This window comes from Pedomonas sp. V897 (assembly GCF_051304405.1).
In the GTDB taxonomy this organism is placed as follows: domain Bacteria; phylum Pseudomonadota; class Alphaproteobacteria; order Sphingomonadales; family Sphingomonadaceae; genus Pedomonas.
In genome coordinates this window covers 674501-697592 of sequence record NZ_JBPPGG010000001.1, presented here as the reverse complement: position 1 = coordinate 697592, position 23092 = coordinate 674501, and the positions used below count along the sequence as shown (strand labels likewise).

Genomic DNA, 23092 nt, shown 5'->3' with positions numbered 1-23092 from the left:
ATGAGCGAGAAGAAGACCATCAAGGTGACTCAGATCGGCTCGCCGATCCGCCGGACCAAGGACCAGCGCGCAACGCTGATCGGGCTGGGTCTCAACAAGATGCACCGCACCCGCGAGCTGGAGGACACTCCGTCGGTTCGCGGCATGGTGCGCAAGGTTGCCCACCTGGTTCGCGTCGAAGGTGAGTAAGGACGAGGGCGGTGCGGCCGATGTCGCACCGCCGCCTTTCAAGGTTGTAAGCTGACCTCACCGGGCCGATATTCATCCGGTTGCGGTGACGGAGCGAAACGGAGTCAGCCATGAAGCTGAACGAACTGAAAGATAACGAAGGCGCCCGCAAGGGCCGCATGCGCGTTGCTCGCGGCATCGGCTCTGGCAAGGGCAAGACCGCTGGCCGCGGCCAGAAGGGTCAGACCTCGCGGTCCGGCGTGTCGCTCGCCGGCTTCGAGGGTGGCCAGATGCCGCTGCACATGCGCATTCCGAAGCGCGGCTTCAACAACATCTTCGCCAAGGAATACGCCGAGGTGAACCTGGGCCGTCTCCAGAAGGCGGTTGAGGCGGGCAAGTTCGCTGCCGGCGCCGAGCTGGACGCGGAGGCGCTGCGCGCCGCCGGTGTGGCCGGCAAGGGCAAGGACGGCGTGCGCCTGCTGGCCAAGGGCGAGCTGAAGACCGCCCTGAAGCTGAAGGTTGCCGGTGCCTCCAAGGCTGCCATCGAGGCGGTCGAGAAGGCTGGCGGCTCGGTCGAGATCGTGGCCTAAGGCGGATCTGGCATGGCTTCTGCAGCCGAGCAACTGGCGGCAAACATCAACTTTGGCGCCTTCTCCAAGGCGACTGAGCTGAAGCAGCGCATCTGGTTCACACTGGGTGCGCTGATCATCTTCCGGCTCTGCACGTTTGTGCCGCTGCCTGGAATCGATCCTGTCGCTCTGGGGCAGCTCTACCAGCAGCACGCAGGGGGCATGCTTGGCATGCTCAACCTGTTCTCTGGTGGCGCCCTGGAGCGCATGTCGATCATTGCGCTGAACATCATGCCGTACATTACGGCATCGATCATCGTTCAGCTGCTGACCACGCTGTCGCCCACCATGGCCGCCCTGAAGAAGGAAGGCGAGAGCGGGCGCAAGCGGATCAATCAGTACACCCGTATCGGCACCGTGGCGCTGACGGCCATCCAGGGCTACAGCATCGCCATCGGTCTTGAGAGCTGGGGCGCGACCCAGGGCATCTCGGCCGTGATCGATCCGGGCTGGTTCTTCCGCATCACCACGGTCATCACGCTGATCGGCGGCACCCTGTTCCTGATGTGGCTGGGCGAGCAGATCACCAGCCGCGGCATCGGCAACGGCATTTCGCTGATCATCATGGCCGGTATCGTCGCCGCCCTGCCGGGCGCGATCGCCCAGCTGTTCGAGCTGGGCCGGACCGGGGCCATGTCGGCGCTGACCATCATCATCATCATGGTGATGGCGGTTGTGGTGGTGTTCGCCATCGTGTTCATGGAGCGCGCCCAGCGCCGGATCCTGATCCAGTATCCGAAGCGCCAGGTGGGCAACAAGATGTTCCAGGGCGATACCTCGCACCTGCCGCTCAAGCTGAACACCGCGGGCGTGATTCCGCCGATCTTTGCCTCGTCGCTGCTCATGCTGCCGCTGACGCTGGCGCAGTTCGGCGCGGGCCAGGGCAACGGCTGGTTCCAGACTGTCACGACCCTGCTGGGCCACGGGCAGCCGCTCTACATGGCGCTCTATGCCCTCGGCATCATCTTCTTCTGCTTCTTCTACACCGCGGTTGTGTTCAACCCGGAGGAGACGGCGGACAATCTGAAGCGCTACGGCGGCTTCATTCCGGGCATCCGGCCGGGTCAGCGGACCGCGGAATACCTGGACTATGTGCTGACCCGCATCACGGTGCTGGGCGCGGGATACCTGACCATCCTGTGTCTGCTGCCCGAGTGGCTGATCGCCGAGATGGGTGTGGGCTTCTACTTCGGCGGCACCAGCCTGCTGATCGTGGTCAATGTCACGATGGATACGGTAGCGCAGATCCATGGTCACCTGATGGCCCACCAGTATGAGGGGCTCATCAAGAAGGCCAAGCTGCGCGGGGGGCGACGTTAAGTGAATATCATCCTTCTCGGGCCGCCGGGCGCCGGCAAGGGCACCCAGGCTCAGCGCCTCCAGGCCGAGCGCGGCATGGTGCAGCTCTCGACCGGGGACATGCTGCGAGCGGCCGTGGCCGCCGGCACGCCGGTTGGCCTTCAGGCCAAGGCGGTCATGGATGCGGGCCAGCTGGTGTCGGACGACATCATCGTGGCCCTGATCGCGGACCGTCTGGAGCAGCCGGACACCAAGGCGGGCGTCATCTTCGACGGCTTCCCGCGCACCACGGCCCAAGCCGATGCCCTGGACGCCATGCTGGCGTCCAAGGGGCTGGAACTGGGCCACGTCATCGAGCTTACGGTCGATGAGGATGCCCTCGTCGAGCGGATCACGGGTCGCTTTTCCTGCGCCAAGTGCGGGGCCGGCTACCATGACCGGTTCAAGCAGCCCCGGCAGCCGGGCGTTTGTGACGCCTGCGGTTCGACCGAGTTCAAGCGCCGTCCCGACGACAACGAGGAGACGGTCCGCAAGCGGATGGCCGAGTATCGTGAAAAGACCGCTCCGATCTCGAACTACTATCGGGAGAAGGGGCTTTTGAGAGTGATCGACGGGATGGCGGACATAGACGTTGTCTATGGCGAGATCGCATCGATCCTGAACGGCAAGAGCTGAGTCGATTCCGTGATTGACGGGGACGGGTGCCTTCCTATAATCCCCGCCTTCCCGAATCGGCTTGACAAAGATTAAACGCGTGCCCAACGCGGGTGTTGGCCCCGCCGACGGGGTGGAACGAGGAGATCAAACGTGGCGCGTATTGCAGGTGTCAACATTCCGACCAACAAGCGGGTCGAGATCGCGTTGACCTACATCCACGGCATTGGCCCGGCGAAGGCCAAGGAGATCTGCGAGAAGATGAAGTTTCCGCGGGAGCGCCGCGTAAGCGAGCTGTCCGATTCGGAAATTCTCCAGATCCGTGAAATCATTGATGCCGGCTACACGGTGGAAGGTGACCTCCGCCGCGAAGTCGCGATGAACATCAAGCGTCTGATGGACCTGGCCTGCTATCGCGGCCTGCGTCACCGCAAGGGCCTGCCGGTCCGCGGTCAGCGCACCCACACCAACGCCCGTACCCGCAAGGGTAAGGCCAAGCCGATCGCCGGCAAGAAGAAGTAAGTCCGGCCGTAAAGGATCAAGAGAATGGCACGTGATACCACCCGCGTTAAGCGTCGCGAGCGGAAGAACATCACCAACGGCGTCGCGCATGTGAACGCCTCGTTCAACAACACCATGATCACGATCACGGATGCCCAGGGCAACGCGATTGCCTGGTCGTCCTCCGGCATGATGGGCTTCAAGGGTTCGCGCAAGTCGACCCCGTACGCTGCCCAGGTGGCCGCCGAGGACGCCGGCCGCAAGGCTCAGGAGCATGGCGTTCGTGTTCTGGACGTCATGGTTCGCGGCCCGGGTTCGGGTCGTGAGTCGGCCCTGCGCGCGCTTCAGGCAGTTGGTTTCACCATCACGTCGATCCGCGACGTGACGCCGATCCCGCACAACGGCTGCCGTCCGCCGAAGCGTCGCCGCGTCTAACGGCGCAGCGACCGTTTCTGCAAGCAGGGAGCGGCCGGCGATGGCGTCGGCCGCTTGAGATATTAAGAGCTAAGGGGTGCACCCGTGATCGCAAAGAACTGGCAGGAGCTGAAGAAGCCCAACAAGCTCGAGGTCAAGGAAGCTGTCGACGCGGCCCGCAAGGTGACCTTCGTCGCGGAACCGCTGGAGCGGGGCTTCGGTCTGACCCTCGGCAATTCGCTTCGCCGGGTGCTGCTGTCGTCGCTCCAGGGCGCTGCCGTAACGGCCATCCGCATTGACGGCGTTCTGCACGAGTTCTCCTCCATCCCCGGCGTGCGCGAGGACGTGACCGACATCGTCCTCAACGTGAAGCAGCTGGCCGTGAAGGTGACCTCGGAAGGCACCAAGCGCCTGCACCTGACGGCCACCGGCCCGGGTGAGGTGAAGGCCGGCCAGATCACCACCGTCGCCAATGTCGAGATCATGAACCCGGACCTGGTCATCTGCACGCTTGACCAGGGCGCGACGCTCAACATGGAGCTGATCGTGGATACCGGCAAGGGCTACGTCCCGGCCGCCGCCAACCGTCCGGCCGACGCGCCGATCGGCCTGATCCCGATCGATGCGCTGTATTCGCCGGTGCGCCAGGTGGCCTACAAGGTGGAGAACACCCGCGTCGGCCAGGAACTGGACTACGACAAGCTCACCATGACCGTCGAGACCGACGGCACGGTGACGCCGGAGGACGCCGTGGCCTACGCTGCCCGCATCCTTCAGGACCAGCTCCAGCTCTTCATCAACTTCGAAGAGCCCAAGGCTGTCGCCGCCAAGCCGGAAGAAGAGAAGCCGACGCTCAACAAGTACCTCCTCAAGAAGGTGGACGAGCTGGAGCTGTCGGTCCGTTCGGCCAACTGCCTCAAGAACGACAACATCATCTACATCGGCGATCTGGTCCAGAAGACCGAGGCCGAGATGCTGCGGACCCCGAACTTCGGCCGCAAGTCGCTCAACGAGATCAAGGAAGTCCTTGCCAGCATGGGCCTGCGCCTCGGCATGGAAATCCCCGGCTGGCCGCCGGAGAACATCGAAGACCTCGCCAAGAAGCTGGAACAGGAATACTGAGTTCCGGCTGGACGCCCGGGCCGGAAACGGCTAAGGCGTCGGGCAAGCAATCAGGGAGGGCCGGCGTACCAGCGCCGGCCTTTCCGCAAGCGGGACTGTCGAAACAGAAATGGGCCTGATCCCGCCAGGCCTGGTCCGGGGTACCTCACACGGCCCCGCGAACAAACGGAGAGAGACCCATGCGCCATCGCGTTGCCGGCCGCAAGCTCGGCCGTACTTCCAGCCACCGCGCCGCCCTGTTCAAGAACATGGCCGCCGCTCTCATCAAGCACGAGCAGATCACCACCACCCTGCCGAAGGCGCGGGAGCTGCGCCCGTACGTGGAAAAGCTGGTGACCCTCGCCAAGCGGGGCGGCCTCGCCAACCGTCGTCTCGCCATCGCCCGCCTGGGTGACCTCCAGCAGGTGCAGAAGCTGTTCGACGTGATCGGCCCGCGCTACGCCGAGCGCAACGGCGGCTACACCCGCGTGCTGAAGGCCGGCATCCGCGCCTCCGACGCCGCTCCGATGGCGATCATCGAGTTCGTCGATCGCGACGTGACTGCCAAGGGCAAGGACAGCGGCCCGGTCACCACCGAGGCTGAGGCGCAGGAAGCGGCTGAATAAGCAGCCCACGCGGCCTGAGTTTGAAAGCGGGCGGTCCCTCGGGGCCGCCCGTTTTCGTTTTGGGGATATCCCGTCCGGGGCTGCCCGGCATGGGTTGCCTGAAGGGGAGTGATGCGAGGGTCGCAGACCCTCGCGCTCCCGTTCGTTTATCGGGCCGCGCCCGTCCGCCCGCGCCCGTCCCTGTTTCGGACCGGAGGTCGGCAAGAGGGGGCGGCGAGACCGCTCCTTAAAATCATTCAACGTGAATGAGGGTGCCGGAAGGGGGGCTGAGCCGGTGCCGGAGAGGCTGCCGGAGAGGGTGCCAATGGGCGTGGCCGAGCAGGCGCGCGCGGAGGCAGGGGTGGCGGCGTTCAGGAGAAGCACCTCGGCTCCCTGCCGGGTGTGTCCCGTTCATCCCTTTCCGGAAGAAGCGCCAGACACGCGGCCCCGAAACGAAAAGGGGGTCGCAGGGGGATCGAGATCCCCCTGCACGACTTACCTCACGGGGACAAAGAAACACCCCCACGGAGCCACGCCGACTGCCCGCTTTCGTTTATCGGGCCGCGCCCGTCCGCCCGCGCCCGTCCCTGTCTCGAACCGGAGGTCGGCAAGAGGGGGCGGCGAGACCGCTCCTTAAAATCATTCAACGTGAAGACGGCGTCAGAAGGGGGGCGGAGCGGGTGCCGATGGGGGTGCCCAAGAGGGCGCGCGCGGAGGCAGGGGTGGCGGCGTCCAGCAGAAGCGCCTCGGCTCCCTGCCGGGTGTGTTCCGTTCATCCCTTTCCGGAAGAAGCGCCAGACACGCGGCCCCTGAAACGAAAAGGGGGTCACAGGGGGATCGAGATCCCCCTGCAAGAAACCGCCTCTTGCAAACCGGCTCCTCTCAAATCCCTTCCTCCCCAACCCACCAAAAACCCCCCGCGGGCAGGCTTGAGCGCGGGGACGTCCGGTTTCATCCTCGGCGGCGTGGCAGAGAACCGCCGGGAGGGAGGCCATGCCGGATTTCCTGTTCCAGACGCCCGCGAACCTGAGGGTGGGGCCGGGTGCGTCCCGCGAGATCGGCACGATCCTGTCCGGCATGAAGGCCGGGCGGGTGCTGGTGGTGACCGATGCGGGTGTGCGCGGCACGGGGCTGCTGGACGGCGTTCTGGCGGCGATGGGGGAGGCTGGCCTCGACTGCACGGTGTTCGACGCCGTGGTGGCCGATCCGCCCGTCGCGGTGATCGAGGCCGCGGTTGAGGCGGGCCGCCGCTGCGGGGCGGACGCGGTGGTCGGCATCGGGGGCGGCAGCCCGATGGATACGGCCAAGCTCGCGGCCTATCTCCTGGGCTCGGGGGACCGGCTGGAGGACATCTACGGCATCGGCAACGCGCGCGGCCGCCGTCTGCCGCTGGTGCTGGCGCCGACGACGGCGGGGACGGGCTCGGAGGTGACGCCCATTGCCATTGTCACCACCGGCGTTGGCGAGAAGAAAGGTGTGGTGTCGCCCGCCCTGTTCGCCGACTGGGCGGTGCTCGACGCGGACCTGACGCTCGGTCTGCCGCCCTCGGTGACAGCCGCCACCGGCATCGACGCCATGGTGCACGCCATCGAGGCCTACACCACCCGGCACAAGAAGAACCCGTTCTCCGACATGCTGGCGCGCGAGGCGCTGCGCCTGCTGGCGGGGAACATCCGCACCGCCTGCGCGGACGGGCGGAACCGTGACGCGCGGCAGGCCATGCTGCTGGGGGCGATGCTGGCCGGGCAGGCCTTCACCAACGCGCCCGTCGCCGCCGTGCATGCGCTGGCCTATCCCGTCGGCGGCCTGTTCCATGTGCCCCACGGCGTCTCCAACGCCCTGATGCTGCCCCATGTGCTGCGCTTCAACCGGGCCGCCGCCGGGCCGCTCTACGCCGAGCTGGCCCCGCTGGTGGGGGCAAGCGGGGTGGACGGCTTCATTGCCGCCATCGAGCAACTCTGCAACGATGTGGCGGTGCCACGCCGCCTGCGCGACGTGGGCATCGGCGAGGACGACATCGAGCGGCTGGCGCTGGACGCCATGAACCAGACGCGCCTGCTGGTGAACAATCCGCGCGAGGTGGGGCTGGAGGACGCCCGCGCCCTCTATCGCGCGGCGCTGTGAAGGGGCTTGTGAGAGGAGAGGGGAAACCAGGCATGGCGGAGCCGCAGCCGACCGACCGGGCGCCCGTGCGCCGGGAGGCGTTCCCGCACCACCGGTCCATCACCACCCGCTGGATGGACAACGACATCTACGGCCACGTCAACAACGTGGTCTACTATTCCTTCTTCGATACGGCCGTGAACGCCGCCCTCATCGAGGCCGGGGGGCTGGATATCCACGCCGGGCCGGTCATCGGCCTCGTGGTCGAGAGCCAGTGCCGCTATGTCCGCCCGCTCGCCTTCCCCGAGCCGGTGACGGCAGGCCTGCGCGTCGGCCGCCTCGGCAACTCCAGTGTGCGCTACGAGATCGGCCTGTTCGCCGGGCAGGAGGACGCCGCCGCCGCCTTCGGGCACTTCGTCCACGTCTACGTGGACCGGCAGACGCGCCGCCCGGTGCCGCTGCCCGCCGACATGCGGGCGTTTCTGGAAGGGCTGGTGGTCTCCGGGGCATGACGGGGTTTTATGCGAGGGTCTTGGACCCTCGCGCTCCCCTTCGTTTCAACGGGCCGTGTTTCCGGTGGGCACGGGAGACAGGGGCTTGAAGGGTCCGCGACCATCCCGCAAGGAGACCCTTTCACCGCCGTAGCATCAGCCATGCGTGCGGGCGCACTGGACTTGGGGGCCGTGCGCCGCTAAATGCCCGTCATGCAGCCCAACGAATCCATTCTGATCCTCGATTTCGGCAGCCAGGTGACGCAGCTGATTGCGCGGCGCGTGCGCGAGGCCGGGGTCTATTCCGAAGTCGTTCCCTTCCATCAGGGCGAGGCCGCGCTGGCCCGCCTGAAGCCGAAGGGCGTCATCCTCTCCGGCGGTCCGGCGTCGGTGACGGAAGTGTCCACCCCCCGCGCGCCGGATGCGGTGTTCGCCAGCGGCCTGCCGATCATGGGCATCTGCTATGGCGAGCAGACCATCTGCGCCCAGCTGGGCGGCTCGGTCACCCCGTCCGACCACCGCGAGTTCGGCCGGGCGTTCATCGAGATCGTGGATGACTGCCAGCTCTTCAACGGCCTGTGGAAGAAGGGCGAGAAGCATCAGGTTTGGATGTCCCACGGCGACCGTGTGGACAGCCTGCCGGAGGGCTTCCGCACCGTGGCCGTCACCGAGGGCGCGCCGTTCGCGGCCATCGCCAACGACGAGAAGCGCATCTACGCGGTGCAGTTCCACCCCGAGGTGGCGCACACGCCGGACGGCGCGAAGCTGATCGCCAACTTCGTGCGGCACATCGCCGGGTGCGAGGGCACCTGGACCATGGCCTCCTTCCGCGAGACCAAGAAGGCGGAGATCCGCGCGCAGGTGGGCAGCGGCAAGGTGATCTGCGGCCTGTCGGGCGGTGTCGACTCGGCGGTGGCGGCGGTGCTGATCCACGAGGCCATCGGCGACCAGCTGACCTGCGTGTTCGTGGACCACGGCCTGATGCGCGCGGGTGAGGCCGAGCAGGTGGTGAGCCTGTTCCGCGAGCACTACAACATCCCGCTGGTTCATGTGAACGCGGAGGAGATGTTCCTCGGCGGCCTGGCCGGCGTCACCGACCCCGAGGCCAAGCGCAAGTTCATCGGCAAGGCGTTCATCGACGTGTTCGACGCCGAGGCGAAGAAGATCGAGGGTGCCGAGTTCCTGGCGCAGGGCACGCTCTACCCGGATGTGATCGAGAGCGTCTCCTTCACGGGCGGCCCGTCGGTGACCATCAAGTCGCACCACAATGTGGGCGGCCTGCCGGACTTCATGAAGCTGAAGCTGGTGGAGCCGTTGCGCGAGCTGTTCAAGGACGAGGTGCGCGCGCTGGGCCGGGAGCTGGGCCTGCCCGAGCAGTTCGTGGGCCGCCATCCGTTCCCGGGGCCGGGCCTTGCCATCCGCATTCCGGGCGAGGTGACCAAGGAGAAGTGCGACATTCTCCGCCGGGCGGATGCCATTTATCTCGAGGAAATCCGCAAGGCGGGGCTGTATGACGCCATCTGGCAGGCCTTTGCCGTGCTGCTGCCGGTCAAGACCGTGGGCGTGATGGGCGACAGCCGCACCTACGATCATGTGTGCGCCCTGCGCGCCGTGACCTCCACTGACGGCATGACCGCCGACATCTACCCGTTCGACGCTGCCTTCCTCGCCCGCGTGGCGACCCGCATCGTCAACGAGGTGAAGGGCATCAACCGCGTGGTCTACGACTACACCTCCAAGCCGCCCGGCACCATCGAGTGGGAATGATTCCACGTCCGGCATGGACTGGCACGATCTAGCACCAAAGCACACGCAAGCCCGCAGAAATGCGGGCTTTTTTTGCTTCGTGTCTGGCACTGTCCGGCATATTTTTGTGTCGCCAAGCAGCAGTTTTTCATGGCATAGTCGATGGCATCGAGTACCACCGATGCCATGTTTGGTGCCTGATACCATGACGCTACGAATGAGCAGATCATGGTATGAAAATTACGCAGAACGTTGATACTAAAGGAATTGTTGACGGTCAACGCAGCGTTTCCCAGCATGGTACTGAAGTGAAGAACTGCAAGTGCCCATGCTGACCGATACCAAGCTGCGAAACCTCAAGCCAAAGGACAAGCTGTACAAGGTGAACGACCGTGACGGCCTCTACGTCGCCGTCACACCTGCCGGGACAATCTCGTTCCGCTACAACTACGCGATCCACGGCAGGCAGGAGACCATCACCTTCGGTCGGTATGGCGTCGGCGGCATCACCCTTGCGGAAGCCCGCGAGCGGCTGTGCGAGGCCAAGAAGATGATCGCGGCCGGGAAGTCGCCCGCGAAGGAGAAGGCGCGGGAAAAGGCTCGCATTAAGGATGCAGAGACGTTCGGGGCTTGGGCGGAAAAATGGCTGCGCGGCTACCAGATGGCCGATTCCACTCGTGACATGCGCCGTTCTGTGTTCGAGCGCGAATTGAAGCCGAAATTCGGCAATCAGAAACTGGTCGAGATCACACACGAGGATTTGCGGGCGTTGACTGACGCCATCGTGGAACGGGGCGCACCAGCAACGGCGGTCCATGCCCGCGAGGTGGTGTTGCAGGTCTATCGTTGGGCCATCGAGCGCGGCCAGAAAGTCGAGAATCCCGCCGAGCTGGTCCGTCCGGCCAGCATCGCAAAGTTCGCTCCGCGTGACCGCGCCCTGACGCCGGAAGAGATCGGCCTCATGTACCAATATCTGGAGCGCGTCGGCACCTCCCCGTCGATCCGCGCCGCCGTGAAGCTGCTGTTGCTCACGATGGTGCGCAAGAGCGAACTGACCAAGGCGACGTGGAGCGAGATCAATTTCAGCGAGGCGCTTTGGACGATTCCGAAGGAACGGATGAAGCGGCGCAATCCGCATCTGGTGTTTCTGTCGAGGCAGGCGCTCGACATCTTCATTGCCCTGAAAACCTTCGCAGGCGGATCGGACTATGTGCTGCCGTCGCGGTATGACTCGGACCTGCCCATGAGCAGCGCCACGCTCAACCAAGTGCTGACGTTGACGTATCGGCTGGCCCAGAAGGAGGGTAAGCCCCTCGCCAAGTTTGGGCCTCACGACTTAAGGCGAACGGCCAGCACGCTGTTGCACGAAGCAGGCTACAACACCGATTGGATCGAGAAATGCCTCGCGCATGAACAGCGGGGCGTCAGAGCCGTCTACAACAAGGCTGAATACCGTGAGCAACGCGCCGCGATGCTCCAAGACTGGGCTGACATGATCGACGAATGGACGCTCAAGCGGCCCCGACCAAAAGGTTGATTCCGAGTTCGTGATGCGAGATGCGCACCGAAGGCGCCCTGACGGCTTACTTCGGTGAACTCTTTTGTCCGGAAAACGTATAAGTATCCGGACACAAGAATTGGGCGATACGTACCTAGTAGAAACTCAATTAATACAACAATTTGCGTTGTTAAAGCTGTCCGTCAAACGGTAGGTTTGCGGGCATAAGTCATTGATTTTACTTGAGAAAATTTGTCGCAAGGACTGGCAACCCACGGCATTTTGTAGCAATAATTAAGCCTCGGGATGATCAAGAACGAGGTATTCGGTTTGGAAAAGGAATCGAGAGAAAGGGGAAGAGTCCTTATCAACCGCAGGAAGCTCCATGCGATGATTCCGCTATGTGAGCGCACCATCTTCAACATGGAGCAAAGGGGAGAATTTCCCCGCCGTATCGCGCTCACCACCCGAAACGTCGCGTGGGATTTGGCCGAAATCGAGGAATGGATTGAGGCCCGAAAGGCATCCGGCATCCAAGCCCCGCGCCCCGGAATGGGGGCTTAAGTCGTGGCGATTGACTTGCGGGCTGCGTTCGAGAACGAACCGCCCACACTGGACTTCATATGGCCCGGCTTTCTCGTGGGAACGGTTGGGGCGCTGATTGCCCCCGGAGCCACAGGCAAGAGCTTTTGGGCGCTGGAAGCCGCAATGTCCATCGCGTGCAGCGTTACTGGTGGTGACCTTGTCGGCCTCGCTCCCGCGCACACGGGGCGCGTGGTCTATCTGGCCGGCGAAGATCCCGAGCCCGCCCTTATTCGGCGCGTTCACGCCATGGGTCAGCATCTCGACCAGGCGGCCCGCGAAGCCATCGCGGAAAACCTGACCCTTGAGCCCATCATGGGCCAAGGCAAGAACGTGATGGACGACAGGCAATTGCGACGCTTGATCAGCGACTACGCCGGGGCGCGGCTAATCGTGTTGGACACCTTGAGCCGCATTCACAACTGTGATGAGAACAGCAACGGAGACATGGCGCGCCTGATCGGCCAGTTGGAAAAGATCGCCGTTGGCACCGGCGCAGCCATTCTTTTTTTACACCACGTCAGCAAGGGCAGCGCCCGAGATTGCCAGACAGACCAGCAGCAGGCAGCGCGAGGCGCGTCCGCTCTGATCGACAATGCCCGCTGGTGCGGTTTCGTCGCCAAGATGACCGAGGACGAGGCCCAACGGTTCAGTGATCGCAGCTATGACCGGGAACCAATCGGCAACGACCGGCGCGGATACTTCGTGCGCTTCGGCGTATCCAAGCAGAACTACGACAGCACGCCGCTTGATCGCTGGTATTCGCGGCACGCGGGCGGTGTGTTGCTGCCGGTGGAATTGCTGAACGCCAAACAAGACGGCGCTAAAGGGCGGTGCCGTGGGCAAGCATGACCTGACCCATGCTCGGCACGATCCGGCGCATTGCCTAGCTCCCGGCCTGTTCCGCAGCCTGAAACGGGGCGAGCGCAAACGCGGCAAGCTGGACGTGGTGTATGACTACGGCGACGGGAAGCGCATCGAGTTCAGCGGCCCAGAGCCGCTTGGCGTAGATGATCTGCGCATCCTGCAAGGGCTGGTGGCAATGGGTGGGCCTGCTGGCCTCGTGCTGTCGCCTGAGCCTCAAACGGAAGCCGGTCGGCAACTCCGACTGTTCCTCGAACCTAAGTGGGAAGCTGTCCAACAGGATGCAATGGTGGTCAAGGGCAGCTACCGGGCGCTCGCCCGCGAAGTGGGTTATGCCAACATTGACGACACCCGGCCAGTACGTGATTGCATTGAAAGGCTTTGGAAAGTCTCGATCATTGCTCAAATCGGAAGGAAGCGGCAGGGCTTCCGCCTACTGTCCGAATACGCAAGCGATGAGCAAGACGGCAAGCTGTACGTTGCATTGAACCCGCTAATTGCTCGCGCAATCATGGGCGGGCCACACGTGCAACACATTCGCATAAACATGGCCGAAGTGAGGGCACTACAGACCGACCCTGCCCGCCTGATTCATCAACGGCTATGCGGTTGGATCGACCTCGGCAAGTCGAGGCAGGTCGATTTGGACACGCTTTGCGGCTATGTCTGGCCAGATGAAACGACGAACCTCAACACCATCAAAAAACGTCGCCAGACAGCCCGCAGGGCGCTGACCGAGCTTGCTGCCGTGGGCTGGATGGTGAGCGAGTACGCCAAGGGCAAATGGGAAATCGGACGCCCCAAGGGCCGCTATAACGGCACCCACCCCACGTTTTCAGTACCCAACCCCCACGTTAACGGCACCCGGCCATTTTCTGGAAACCCAGCAACGGCGCGGGTTTGCGGGCTATTCGCAAATTCCATCCATGATTATCTAAGATAATCCACTAGGCGCGGACCTGCGGCGGCTTTCGCCGCAGGGTCACTTGCCGTTTTCGATCCTGCGTATCGAGTGTCCGCTTTCTGTCCGTTTTTCTATTCTGTCCGGAAACTCATCGCAGAGCCGAGGATAACGGACACATCGCAGGTGTCCGCCAAACGGTCGTTTGACGGACAAACGAAAAAAGGCACCAAAAGGAAGCGGGAGGGGGTACGTGTAATCGGTCATGCCCAGGAGCGCCCTAGCGAGCCGTGAAGCGTTTTTCGGACAAGGGCAAGGGGGTAAGGTGGGTCAGAGCGTCAAAATCACTCTACGGCCCGGAAATCGCTTTCTAGAGGGATGCCCCGCGCGATCCGACGCGGGACAAACCTTCACCTGTAGGTATCGCGCCGGGTGGGATCGGTTTCCCGCTGCATTCGGACAATCATCATGTCGATGGTTTCGCGCTGATGCCGCGAACCGTAGAGAGGCAGGCTGTGGATGGCGCGCAGTGCATGGAGGGAATGCAGCGCACCCGATCGCGACATGCGGCCATGCCAGCCGGCAAGGGCATCGAGCGTTGGCCCGTACCCGCGAGCGCGGAGGCGCGGCTGTACCCAGCGGCCAATAGCATAGAGCGCGAAAACAGCCATGGTGCTGACGACAATGAAGATCAGCATGGTTTGCAGGTAGTCAGCGAGCAGATTCATAGCATCACTCCTTGGGCGGTTTGACCGCCGATGATTGAAAAGAAAGGTCAAACATAGGGGAGGGCCGAGGCTCGGCCGGCTGGATCAGGTTTTCCCCATTAACGGGAGGCGGGTTGTTTTCGCCTTCTGTGCTTGTGCCGGGCATTTGGGGAGGTCCGCTGATAGGCAGATTCGCAGCGCCCTCCATGCCGGGCACGGAAATGGAAGCTAGTTTCCCGGCGACGGCAGCGGTTGTTGCGACAGCGGAGGTCGCACCGGCTACCACCTTGGTCACCTTACCTGCACCGGCCGGTGCTGGTGCAGCAGCAGGCGGATTGGTTGGTTTGCTTGCCGATTGTGCGTTGCCGCCCGTGCGCGGAGAAAGCGTAGATGCGACGGTTTTCATACCGTCCATATCCGCCCCACCAGTGGCAGCGGCTGGCGATGGAGCGCCGCCGGCTATGCTGTTGTTGATCAGGCTTGCCAATCCCCCAACACCTTGGCCCGCACCCGCTGCCTCGCCTGCCGCCGCAGCGGCCCCACCGAGGCCGCCCGCCGCCGCGACAGCCCCGACTCCGGCACCAACGCTCAGTGCGGTTGCTGCCATGCCGCCGAGCGCGCCGCCGCCGCCAAACGAGACACCCGAGATCAAGCTTTGGATAAGGTCAGGAATCGTCTTTGCGAGATAGGCGCAGGTGAAGCCGAGGCCCACCATCGTCCACATTGAGGCGTTGTCGGTATGGTTGTAAGCAGCCTGCCAGTCATGTGCGGATTGAGCGATAAGGCCGACCAGTAGCGTCAGCACAAAGAGTTTGGCGCCAACAGCGACCGCATATTTGAGCATCGCTATGGCGTACTCGCGGGTCCATTGCGATCCGCCGAATCCCAACAGCAGCACCGAGGCATTGATGACGATGTAGGATTCGACCAGCGTCACAGCCATGAACGCGGCGATGAAGGCGAAACTCAGCAAGACGCAGGCGCTTGCTATGGTGATTGAAAATGCCGCGAGCGGGTTGATGGTATGGACGTTGCCAATGGTGTTGGCGAACTCGACCGCCAGAGCAAAAATATCACTGGGCTGCATAGCGGCGGTTTGCCCAATCGCAGCGCCACCCGCGTCACGGAAAGATTGAATTACTGCGTTCGCCCAGTAGGTGGAGTGCGCCAGAATCTCGTAGAAGAATCCGATAACAAGGATGTACTTAACAAGCTCATGGGCAATGTCGCCTAGCTCGGCCTGTCGCAGCACCATGGGAAAGAACGTGATCACGAGTTGGATGGCTGCTAACGTCCAGAACAGGCGCAGAGCGAAGCCTAGCAAACGGCTGTTCCATTGTTCCGAGTTCTGCTGAATGAGGCTTAGAAGGCCGTCGAATTTCGCATCGGGCTGCGTTACGGCTTGCGCCGACGCTTCGGAGGCGACAAGGGTCAGACCAACAGCGGCGAGAACGAATAGGAAATGCCGCGCCTCGAAGCCTCTCAGGAGGTTCAGAATTGTTGTCATGATCGACGCCTCCCTAGAAGCTTTGTGAACCCTTGCGCTCGATCTTTCCATTGAAGAACTGGTCATCAGCGGAAGGGGAAGAAGCAGGGGTGCAGGACGGTTCGGATTTGTCGACCACCACAATGGTGGCGACGGAGCCAATGACAAACGATCCGGCACAGAGCAGGGCGACAACTACCTTGGATATCGTAACCATAAGAAGCTCGGCATTCAGAAAGATTTTGAACCGGCGCGAACAACGCGCCCGCTCTGAAAGCTCTGCACAAAAGCATCATCGACCGCTTGGCGCTCGATGTTCTGCGCGTACCACATGCTTTGAGACTGCACGGAATCATTGAGCAATTGCCGCAGCTTCTGCAATTGCTGCACCTGCTGGGCGGCAATCTCGTTGCCCGCCTGTATCGCTTGCATACGGCCATGCGCGTTCTGCGAACGCGCGACCAATTGGGCCATCATCGCGTCCTCGTCGGCGATGGCGCTCACGTTCATGCCCGCCGACTGCATCGCAACGCGCATGGCGTCGGAACCCTGTTCGTTCCACCGCTTATAGTTGTCCTGCATGTAGGTCGGGTTTTGGCCGACTTGCGACAGATGGCGGTTGTAGTCGCCGAACTGGTTGCGGAACTGCTGGTCGAAATTCGCCACGTTCCCGGCCAGCGCCTTGCTTTGCTGGTAAAGCTGCTGGATACGCTGGAAATCCCCGGTGATACGGTTGAACATACTCGACGGCAGGGAAAGCCCCTGCGTCACCATGTTCTGATACTGCTGGATTTGAATCTGTAGCTGCTGGGCCGTGTTGATGGCCGTTTCGATTTCCTTGGCCACCTGCGTGGCCTGCGAAAACACGGTCGAGCAATTGGTGCAATAGACCGTGAGCGCCTTAGCCGGGCTGGGGTGAAGCGCCCCGCCTAAGGCCACCGTGATGCCAAGAGCAGCTAGCGCAAAACGGCAATTCTTGTTCATGACAGAAGCCCTCTTCTCGTAGATTAGGTTCTGTCATTATTCTCCAATTCCGCACGAGAGGAAACAATCAAAGTATAAGTCATAGTAAATCGCATATAATCGCAAATTATCGCGGATGTTCGCGTTTAATCGCATTTCATCGCATTAAACCTCCAGCGCGCATTTTGTTTTTTGGTGCCATGCAGTTATGCCGTTGCCTCTTTGGTGTACCAGTAGCCATTCGGGGCTCGGTATCGGCTTCGCTCCTCATGCGGAATGCGCAGTAGATCGAAGCGCCAATCCTCTAGCTGGCCTGCCATTTCAGCCGCAAGACGCTGTGCAGCTTCGACTTGCGCGCGACCTAATTCGCTTTGAATCTCATCCAGCAGGGTGGCGATTGTGCTTACTCGGCGTATTGTCCTCATGACGTTCCTCCTTTCCGGTGTTTGGCAACGATGCTGTCGAATTCAGCCTTTATCTGATCATCCGTAAGTCCTAGAGTGGGCAACCCTGACTTTAGCGCCAATCTGGCTATTCTGTCAGCGCTCTCCTTCTGCAATTTGACGAATTTTGCTTTCGCCGCTTCAAGCTCCTGCTCAGCTAGTATTAGGCGATCAACTAGGTTCTTCCGCGCCATTGAAAATCCTCTGGATAAGATTGGCGATACGTTCATTTTGCCGCATTCATACCTAGGGAGAAAGCTGTTCCCCCAGGCTACCATGTGATTGGAGCCGCACGATGCAACCGAATGCGAATATATGCAATTAAACGCGATTTGCTGCGACGTTATGCGAACAAATGTGAGTATGTGCGATTTTGTGCAATTGGACGTTATTGCCAAGCATTGGATTGAGATTAGCGCATATAGTCGCGTATGATTGCAGAGAAGAGGACGGCAAGATATGTGTTGTACGGGTACGGGAACAGCCCGTCCCCTCACAGCACTGCCTCCTTACTCGCCTACGGCTCGACGGAATCTTGCTCTGCGAGGCTTACGGTCACTGCCGCGACGTTGCGAGAATGGGAAGCATGGCAGTATGAGGAATAGCACCAAAAACGGCAGGGGAACGCGGCCGCGCGGTTCGAGCATTGAGGTCTGGCTAACCCCTGAGGAGCGCGCGGAGATCACGGCTCGGGCAGTCGAAAGTCATCATTCACAATCGAGCTTCCTTCGGGCAGCCGTCTTCGGTGAACCGGTGCAATCTAAAAGCGACCTCGATGCTCTAAAGGAGCTTGCGAAAGTCGGCGGCGATGTAGGTCGCGTGGCAGGGGTGCTAAAGCTATGGCTGGCTGAAGAGCGAGGTCAGGGTGCGCGACCTATCGATGTAGAGATAGCAATGGCCGACTGCCGAGAATTGCAGGCAACGATAACCGCAACCATGAGCCGCACTGCATTCGGCAAAAGGAGGAATAAATAGAAATGGCGGAAAGCACCAAAAAGGCGAGAGGCACCCGGCCGCGTAGCACCCGGATTGATGTTTGGGTGACGCAGGAGGAACGCGAGACGATCGGCGAAAGAGCGGCACAGGCCAATCTTTCCGCATCCGCCTATTTGCGGACCGTGGGCCTTACGTATCCAGTGCCTAAGATGATTAATCGAGACACCCTGGACGAGTTCGTGCGGCTAAGCCGCGAACTCAACGAGGTGGGCGGGCTACTGAAAGCGTGGCTAGACGAAAGGCCAGGGCAAGCCAATGTAGACGTGCCTTCACTTATGCGGAGCTTGAACCGCATCAAAAGCGAGATGAAAAATATTGCGCCACAGCTGCTTAACGAGCGCGAGGCTGTTTGACCTCGGGGCAATGCATGAAACTCATGCCGAGTGCCCGCGCGATCTTAGCCGCCGTCGCTGCGTCGGCAGGAGGATCGGCAGTGAGCGCCCCTATGAGTTCTCGACGAGACATGCCGGCATCGTTTGCAAGTTGGGTTAGCATACGGGCACGGGCGACCACGCCAAGCGCACGGGTGACATAGGCGGGGTCGTCGTCGCTATCCTCCATGACGTCTTCAAGGAACGCCGCGATCGCTTCCTCAGTTTCGAGATAGTGCGCAGAATCGTAGGGTTTGAAATTCTCCATGCCCACGGCAATATCACCCTTTCCATTTGGTGCCGGCAGCGTCGACGATCCGCCTGATCGCGCATCAAGGTGCGACAGGCCTTGCTCCATCAGCACCTCAACCCGCCGAAACTTCGAAACAATCTCTTCTGGCCTCGGTTGCTTGTTAGCAATTCTCAATCCTCCGTTTCCTAAACATAACGGCGCAGCACTTCAGTGGGGGAGGATCAACCAACCCCTCAAGATGTCGCTGGTGAGCTGGTGAAATATTCCGCCCAGCGATCTCAAATTCCTTCAACAGTCATTCCGTGCTCGGCCAACCAGGCTTTGCGCTGCGCGTAGTCGGGTAGGGCGCGTTCCACGCGCAGCCAGAAGGCCGGCGTGTGATGCGGTTCGTGCAGATGTGCGATCTCATGCACCACAACATATTCGGCGATCCGTGGGGGCAGCAGGATGGTCTTCCAGTGGAAGTACAACCAGTTGCCCTTGCCGCAGGATCCCCAGCGGTAGCCTAGGTCCTGCACCTTCACGCCGGCGGGCGAGACCTCCATGCGTGACTGGTATTCGGCCACGCGGCTGGACAGCCAGGCCTTGGCACGCTCGCAGTACCAGCGGATGAAGTGCTCGCGCGCGGTAGGCAAGGCATCCTGGCGCAGGCAGAAGCGGCCAGCCACCAGCTTCAATGGCTCGTCCTGCTCGTCGACCAGCTTCAGTCGATGGCTGCGTCCAAGGTACAGGAACCCCTCGCCGCTGACGAACTCCTTGCGCGGTACCCGGCGCTGCAGGCGGTCCTTCTCGGCCAGCTTGGTATAGATCCAGAAGCGCTTTTCCAACACGAAGGCGCGCAGCGCGGACTCGTCCACTTCGGGCGGTGCCGACAGCACCAGCGCGCCGTCGCGCTCCACGGTGATCTGCATCGTCTTGCGGCGCGTGCTGCGTCGGAGCACGAAGCACAGGTCATCCACCTGAAGGCTGGGCGATTTCACAGGTGCCAGCATCGGTTCATACCTGCACCAGTTTGTCGTGGTTGGCGCGGGCCTGCTCCATCAGCTTGTCGGCCAGCACGCCCGCCTTGTCGATGTCCACCAGTGGCGGTCGCAGCCGCATCAGGTGATCGAACAAGTATCCATTCAGCTCGTCCTGTGCAGCGCGCTTGTGGGGGCTCCAGATGCCCCGGTTGCTCTGCAGCTCCTGCACGAGGAGGTCCACCAGTTCCACGGTCACGTCCTTCAGCCGCAGCAGTTCGGCCGACGTGGGCGCTCGCCCGGCACAGACCACGTCCAGCACCGTGCGCAGGAAGGGCGCGCAATGCGCCGGCAGGTCGCTGGGCGCATCGGCAGCGCCCGCCGTGCCAGTGCGCAGTTCGTCGATGATCTTCTGCAGCTGCGCGATGATCTCGTTCCACTGTTCACCCAGTGTCTTGAGGATCTCGTTCAGCCGCTCGGAGAGCTTGCGGTACAGCACCGGGTCCTCGTCCGCATGCTTGCGGATGTGCGAACGGATCGCGTGCTCCATCTCCGAGGCCTTGGCGCGGTCATTGGCCGCGCGGGCCAGGTGCGTGTCAAATTCAGCGTCCGTCAGCTGGATCGGCGGGATCTTGGGGTCGATGCCCAGCGAGATCACGTGGTCGTCAATCAGCTTGCGCACCTTGGCGCCGACATCCTTGCCCAGTACCGGCGTGTCCTTGTAGCGGTTGCGTGCCCGCGCGTAGATATAGGCCAGCCGCTTCGCGTCGCCCGAGTACGGCAGACCCTCCGGGCGCGGCAGCACCGTGTCCAGCGATGCCAGGAAGGCTTTGAGCTTGACCGCAAACTCGGCCCGCAGCCTCTCACTGCCCAGCACCTCGACGCAGGCCTCGGTATCATCCAGCGACTCGATGCCCCGCTGGCGGAACAGGTCCACCACGCGCAGGTGCCGGTCGCGCAGCACCGGGATTTCATCCTTGAGGCTCGCCAGCGCGCCTTCCACGTCCTCGTCGGCGTAGGCAGCGAGGGCTTCCTTCAGGTGCTGCGCCACGCCGTAGTAGTCCACCACGATGCCGCAGCGCTTGCCGAAGCCGGTGCGGTTGACGCGAGCGATGGCCTGCAGCAGCTCGGCTTCCCGGATCGGCCGATCCAGGTACATGACGCCTTCGATGGGCGCGTCGAAGCCGGTGAGCAGCATCGACTTCACCACCAGGAAGGCCAGCGGATCAGTCTTGGCTGGGTCGGCGTGGAACAGCGGCTTCTTGAAGCGCTTGATCAGTTGCTCGTGCGCAGCGCCATCGGTCCAGGCTTTCCACGCCGGATCGTCGTTGTTGCTGCCCGAGATGATGGGCGCGAACTCGAGGCGCGCCAGCGTGTCGCGGTAGCGCCAGGCCTGCACCAACGCCTGAACCTTGGGCGGGCGCTGGCACAGGGCCTCGTCGTCCAGCGCCTTGTCCTGCGGACTCAGGCGCTCGGCCTCGGCCAGCAGCTCATCGCGCGCGGTCTTCAGCGCCTCGAAGTATCGGATCGCCGCCAGCCGGCTGTAGGCGACGACCTGGGCCTTGTAGCCATTGGGCAGGATGTTGGTCACGTAGTGACGCAGCATGTCGCGCGCCTTGTCGGCAATCAGCGCCGGAGCGTCGAAGATATGGCCCTTGGTGGCGTACTTCTGCTTGATCGCCTCCAGTTCCTCGGGCGTGCGCTGGCGGAACAGGTCCTCGAACAGCGCGTCCAGGCTGGCGTCGTCCTTGACCGCACCCTTGGCGGTGCGACCCTCGTACAGCACCGGCACTGTGGCGCCGTCGGCCTCGGCTTCCTTGATGGTGTAGCGGTCGATGAACTCGCCAAAGATCTCATGGGTGCGCTTCTTCTCGCCCATGATGATCGGCGTGCCGGTGAAGCCGATGCGCGCGCAGTTGGGCAGCCCGGCCAGTAGGTTGGCGTGCAGGTCGCCGGACTGGGTGCGGTGGGCTTCGTCCACCAGCACGAGGATGCTGTCGTCCTCGTTCAGCACTTCGAACTCTTCACCGGACTTGTAGCTGACCTTAGGCTCGGCCACCTTGGGCAGGTCGTCGGCCGTCAGGGGGGCATCGTCCGTCGTGTCGGTGTCGCGGTACTTCTGGATGGTGGCGAAGATCAGGCCCGGTCCCTTGCGCCGCGCCAGCGCCTTCACGCCGGCCGTGCTTTCGGCTACCTCCACCACCTCGCCGGTCAGGGTGGCGGTTTCCGAAAGCTGGCGCTGCAGGTCCTTGCGGTCGGTGACGACGATGACCTTGAAGCGCCGCAGTTGTGCGTCTGCGCGCATCTTGCGCACCAGGAACACCATCGTCAGGCTCTTGCCCGAGCCTTGGGTGTGCCAGATAATGCCGCCGCGCTGGTCGTGCTCGCCATGTTGCAGGCGGGTCTTGCCGGTCTTTAGCCGGGCAATGGCGCGGTTGACCGCCCGGTACTGCTGGTAACGGCAGACCGACTTGGTGGTCTGGCCGCCCACCTGCATGAACAGCAGGAAGTTCTTGATCACGTCCAGCAGGTGAGCCGGAGCCAGCAGGCCGGCGACCAGGCGCTCCTGCTCCGACAGGCCGGACTTGCCCAGCTTCTGCGCCACCTCGATCTCGCTGCCGCTGCCGTCAGGCCCGACCACGGTCTTCCACTGCGCATAGTGCTCGAAGGCCGCACCGATGCAGCCCACGCGCGCTTCATCGAAGCTCGTCGCGATGAGCAACTGATTGGTGGCGAACAACGCCTCGTTGCCCTCGTTGTCTTCGATCTCGTAAGCGGCCTTGCGCTGGTTGCTGTAGCGGCGCAGCTGGTCCACCGCATCGGCCAACGGCTCGGGGATGGACGGGCTCTTGCACTCCACCACCACCAGCGGGATGCCGTTCACCAGCAGCACCAGGTCGGGCACGATGAAAGCCTTGCCGCTGTTGTAGCCGGGTGGGCAATCGACGCGGTACTGGTTGACGACCGTGAAGCGGTTGTTGGCCGGCATATCCCAGTCGATGTAGCGGATCGTCTGGCCGCGCCCACCGTCCCAGCCCGGCAGGCCCTCGACCGTCAACCCCTTGATCAGCAGTTCGGTGGCCTTCTGGTTGGCCTCCATCAGCTTGTGCGTACCGAGCCGGGTGATGGCGGACACGGCTTCCGACAGGCGTGCATCGTCCAGCCATGGCTGGCCGTCCGGGCCGGGGTTCAAAGCCCGCAGCCGCTCGCGCAGCACGCCCTCCTGGATCACCTCAGAGAAGCTGCTGCGCCCCGTCACCTTCGGGTCGTCCAGGCTGCCCTCGACACGGACCCAGCCCAGCCCCTCAAGCTGCGCTACGAACCGCTTTTCAACGTCTTCGAGTTCCCACCCCACCAT

At 62.6% G+C, this 23092-nt stretch carries 25 protein-coding genes; 17 read left to right on the top strand and 8 right to left on the bottom strand.

The window, feature by feature from the left end; translation table 11 throughout:
• The 15 genes from rpmD to repC all read left to right on the top strand — a co-directional run bounded on the left by rpmD (nucleotide 1) and on the right by repC (nucleotide 13598).
• The gene (gene rpmD / locus ACSJJU_RS03405; protein ID WP_435913770.1) at nucleotides 1-189 is read left to right on the top strand and encodes a 50S ribosomal protein L30; all 189 of its coding nucleotides are present in this window, start codon (nucleotides 1-3) and stop codon (nucleotides 187-189) included.
• A gap of 110 nt (nucleotides 190-299) precedes the next feature.
• The gene (rplO, locus tag ACSJJU_RS03400) at nucleotides 300-758 is read left to right on the top strand and encodes a 50S ribosomal protein L15 (protein ID WP_435913768.1); all 459 of its coding nucleotides are present in this window, start codon (nucleotides 300-302) and stop codon (nucleotides 756-758) included.
• 12 nt (nucleotides 759-770) lie between these two features.
• Nucleotides 771-2117, top strand: a complete 1347-nt coding sequence (gene secY, locus ACSJJU_RS03395) for a preprotein translocase subunit SecY (protein WP_435913767.1) — start codon at nucleotides 771-773, stop codon at nucleotides 2115-2117.
• Nucleotides 2118-2771 (top strand): adenylate kinase, encoded by a 654-nt coding sequence (locus tag ACSJJU_RS03390; protein WP_435913765.1) that lies wholly within the window; start codon nucleotides 2118-2120, stop codon nucleotides 2769-2771.
• A 132-nt stretch (nucleotides 2772-2903) separates the two neighbouring features.
• The gene (gene rpsM / locus ACSJJU_RS03385; protein WP_435913764.1) at nucleotides 2904-3272 is read left to right on the top strand and encodes a 30S ribosomal protein S13; all 369 of its coding nucleotides are present in this window, start codon (nucleotides 2904-2906) and stop codon (nucleotides 3270-3272) included.
• A gap of 24 nt (nucleotides 3273-3296) precedes the next feature.
• Nucleotides 3297-3686: a 30S ribosomal protein S11 gene (gene rpsK / locus ACSJJU_RS03380; RefSeq protein WP_331593873.1), complete on the top strand. Its 390-nt coding sequence runs from the start codon at nucleotides 3297-3299 to the stop codon at nucleotides 3684-3686.
• An 84-nt stretch (nucleotides 3687-3770) separates the two neighbouring features.
• The gene (locus tag ACSJJU_RS03375; RefSeq protein WP_435913763.1) at nucleotides 3771-4787 is read left to right on the top strand and encodes a DNA-directed RNA polymerase subunit alpha; all 1017 of its coding nucleotides are present in this window, start codon (nucleotides 3771-3773) and stop codon (nucleotides 4785-4787) included.
• A 179-nt stretch (nucleotides 4788-4966) separates the two neighbouring features.
• A complete protein-coding gene (rplQ, locus tag ACSJJU_RS03370; protein ID WP_435913761.1) occupies nucleotides 4967-5392 on the top strand; it encodes a 50S ribosomal protein L17 in 426 nt (141 codons plus the stop codon).
• A gap of 972 nt (nucleotides 5393-6364) precedes the next feature.
• Entirely contained in the window at nucleotides 6365-7495 is a 1131-nt protein-coding gene (locus tag ACSJJU_RS03365) for an iron-containing alcohol dehydrogenase (protein WP_435913760.1), read from the top strand.
• A 32-nt stretch (nucleotides 7496-7527) separates the two neighbouring features.
• Nucleotides 7528-7986 (top strand): acyl-CoA thioesterase, encoded by a 459-nt coding sequence (locus tag ACSJJU_RS03360; RefSeq protein ID WP_435913759.1) that lies wholly within the window; start codon nucleotides 7528-7530, stop codon nucleotides 7984-7986.
• A gap of 192 nt (nucleotides 7987-8178) precedes the next feature.
• Nucleotides 8179-9732 carry a glutamine-hydrolyzing GMP synthase gene (guaA, locus tag ACSJJU_RS03355; RefSeq protein ID WP_435913758.1) on the top strand — a complete coding sequence of 518 codons (1554 nt, stop codon included), beginning with the start codon at nucleotides 8179-8181 and terminating at the stop codon, nucleotides 9730-9732.
• 307 nt (nucleotides 9733-10039) lie between these two features.
• Nucleotides 10040-11248, top strand: a complete 1209-nt coding sequence (locus ACSJJU_RS03350) for a tyrosine-type recombinase/integrase (protein ID WP_435913757.1) — start codon at nucleotides 10040-10042, stop codon at nucleotides 11246-11248.
• Between the two features lie 267 nt (nucleotides 11249-11515).
• Nucleotides 11516-11773 carry a helix-turn-helix transcriptional regulator gene (locus ACSJJU_RS03345; protein WP_435913756.1) on the top strand — a complete coding sequence of 86 codons (258 nt, stop codon included), beginning with the start codon at nucleotides 11516-11518 and terminating at the stop codon, nucleotides 11771-11773.
• A 3-nt stretch (nucleotides 11774-11776) separates the two neighbouring features.
• Nucleotides 11777-12643 carry a helicase RepA family protein gene (locus ACSJJU_RS03340; RefSeq protein WP_435913755.1) on the top strand — a complete coding sequence of 289 codons (867 nt, stop codon included), beginning with the start codon at nucleotides 11777-11779 and terminating at the stop codon, nucleotides 12641-12643.
• A complete protein-coding gene (repC, locus tag ACSJJU_RS03335) occupies nucleotides 12630-13598 on the top strand; it encodes a replication protein C, IncQ-type (RefSeq protein ID WP_435913754.1) in 969 nt (322 codons plus the stop codon). Before ACSJJU_RS03340 ends, repC begins: the two co-directional genes overlap by 14 nt.
• Nucleotides 13599-13966: 368 nt before the next feature.
• Here repC and ACSJJU_RS03330 read toward each other — a convergent pair whose 3' ends face one another.
• The 5 genes from ACSJJU_RS03330 to ACSJJU_RS03310 form a co-directional block, all read right to left on the bottom strand.
• On the bottom strand, nucleotides 13967-14284 hold the full coding sequence (locus tag ACSJJU_RS03330) for a hypothetical protein (RefSeq protein WP_435913753.1): 318 nt from the start codon (nucleotides 14282-14284) through the stop codon (nucleotides 13967-13969).
• 4 nt (nucleotides 14285-14288) lie between these two features.
• Nucleotides 14289-15770 (bottom strand): P-type conjugative transfer protein TrbL, encoded by a 1482-nt coding sequence (gene trbL / locus ACSJJU_RS03325; RefSeq protein ID WP_435913752.1) that lies wholly within the window; start codon nucleotides 15768-15770, stop codon nucleotides 14289-14291.
• Between the two features lie 210 nt (nucleotides 15771-15980).
• Nucleotides 15981-16733, bottom strand: a complete 753-nt coding sequence (trbJ, locus tag ACSJJU_RS03320; RefSeq protein WP_435913751.1) for a P-type conjugative transfer protein TrbJ — start codon at nucleotides 16731-16733, stop codon at nucleotides 15981-15983.
• Nucleotides 16734-16918: 185 nt separating this feature from the next.
• A complete protein-coding gene (locus ACSJJU_RS03315; protein ID WP_435913750.1) occupies nucleotides 16919-17137 on the bottom strand; it encodes a hypothetical protein in 219 nt (72 codons plus the stop codon).
• Nucleotides 17134-17349 carry a TraC family protein gene (locus ACSJJU_RS03310; protein ID WP_435913748.1) on the bottom strand — a complete coding sequence of 72 codons (216 nt, stop codon included), beginning with the start codon at nucleotides 17347-17349 and terminating at the stop codon, nucleotides 17134-17136. The genes ACSJJU_RS03315 and ACSJJU_RS03310 overlap by 4 nt, the downstream gene beginning before the upstream one ends.
• 265 nt (nucleotides 17350-17614) lie before the next feature.
• On the opposite strand from ACSJJU_RS03310, the gene ACSJJU_RS03305 reads away from it, so the two are divergent.
• Nucleotides 17615-18130 carry a plasmid mobilization protein gene (locus ACSJJU_RS03305; protein ID WP_435913747.1) on the top strand — a complete coding sequence of 172 codons (516 nt, stop codon included), beginning with the start codon at nucleotides 17615-17617 and terminating at the stop codon, nucleotides 18128-18130.
• A 2-nt stretch (nucleotides 18131-18132) separates the two neighbouring features.
• Nucleotides 18133-18504, top strand: coding sequence for a plasmid mobilization protein (locus ACSJJU_RS03300; protein ID WP_435913746.1), 372 nt, complete (start codon nucleotides 18133-18135; stop codon nucleotides 18502-18504).
• Here ACSJJU_RS03300 and ACSJJU_RS03295 read toward each other — a convergent pair.
• From ACSJJU_RS03295 to ACSJJU_RS03285, 3 genes are all read right to left on the bottom strand, one after another.
• On the bottom strand, nucleotides 18482-18880 hold the full coding sequence (locus ACSJJU_RS03295; RefSeq protein ID WP_435913745.1) for an addiction module antidote protein: 399 nt from the start codon (nucleotides 18878-18880) through the stop codon (nucleotides 18482-18484). The genes ACSJJU_RS03300 and ACSJJU_RS03295 overlap by 23 nt on opposite strands.
• Nucleotides 18881-19053: 173 nt before the next feature.
• Nucleotides 19054-19767, bottom strand: a complete 714-nt coding sequence (locus ACSJJU_RS03290; RefSeq protein ID WP_435913744.1) for a M48 family metallopeptidase — start codon at nucleotides 19765-19767, stop codon at nucleotides 19054-19056.
• 4 nt (nucleotides 19768-19771) lie between these two features.
• Entirely contained in the window at nucleotides 19772-23092 is a 3321-nt protein-coding gene (locus ACSJJU_RS03285) for a type I restriction endonuclease subunit R (protein ID WP_435913743.1), read from the bottom strand.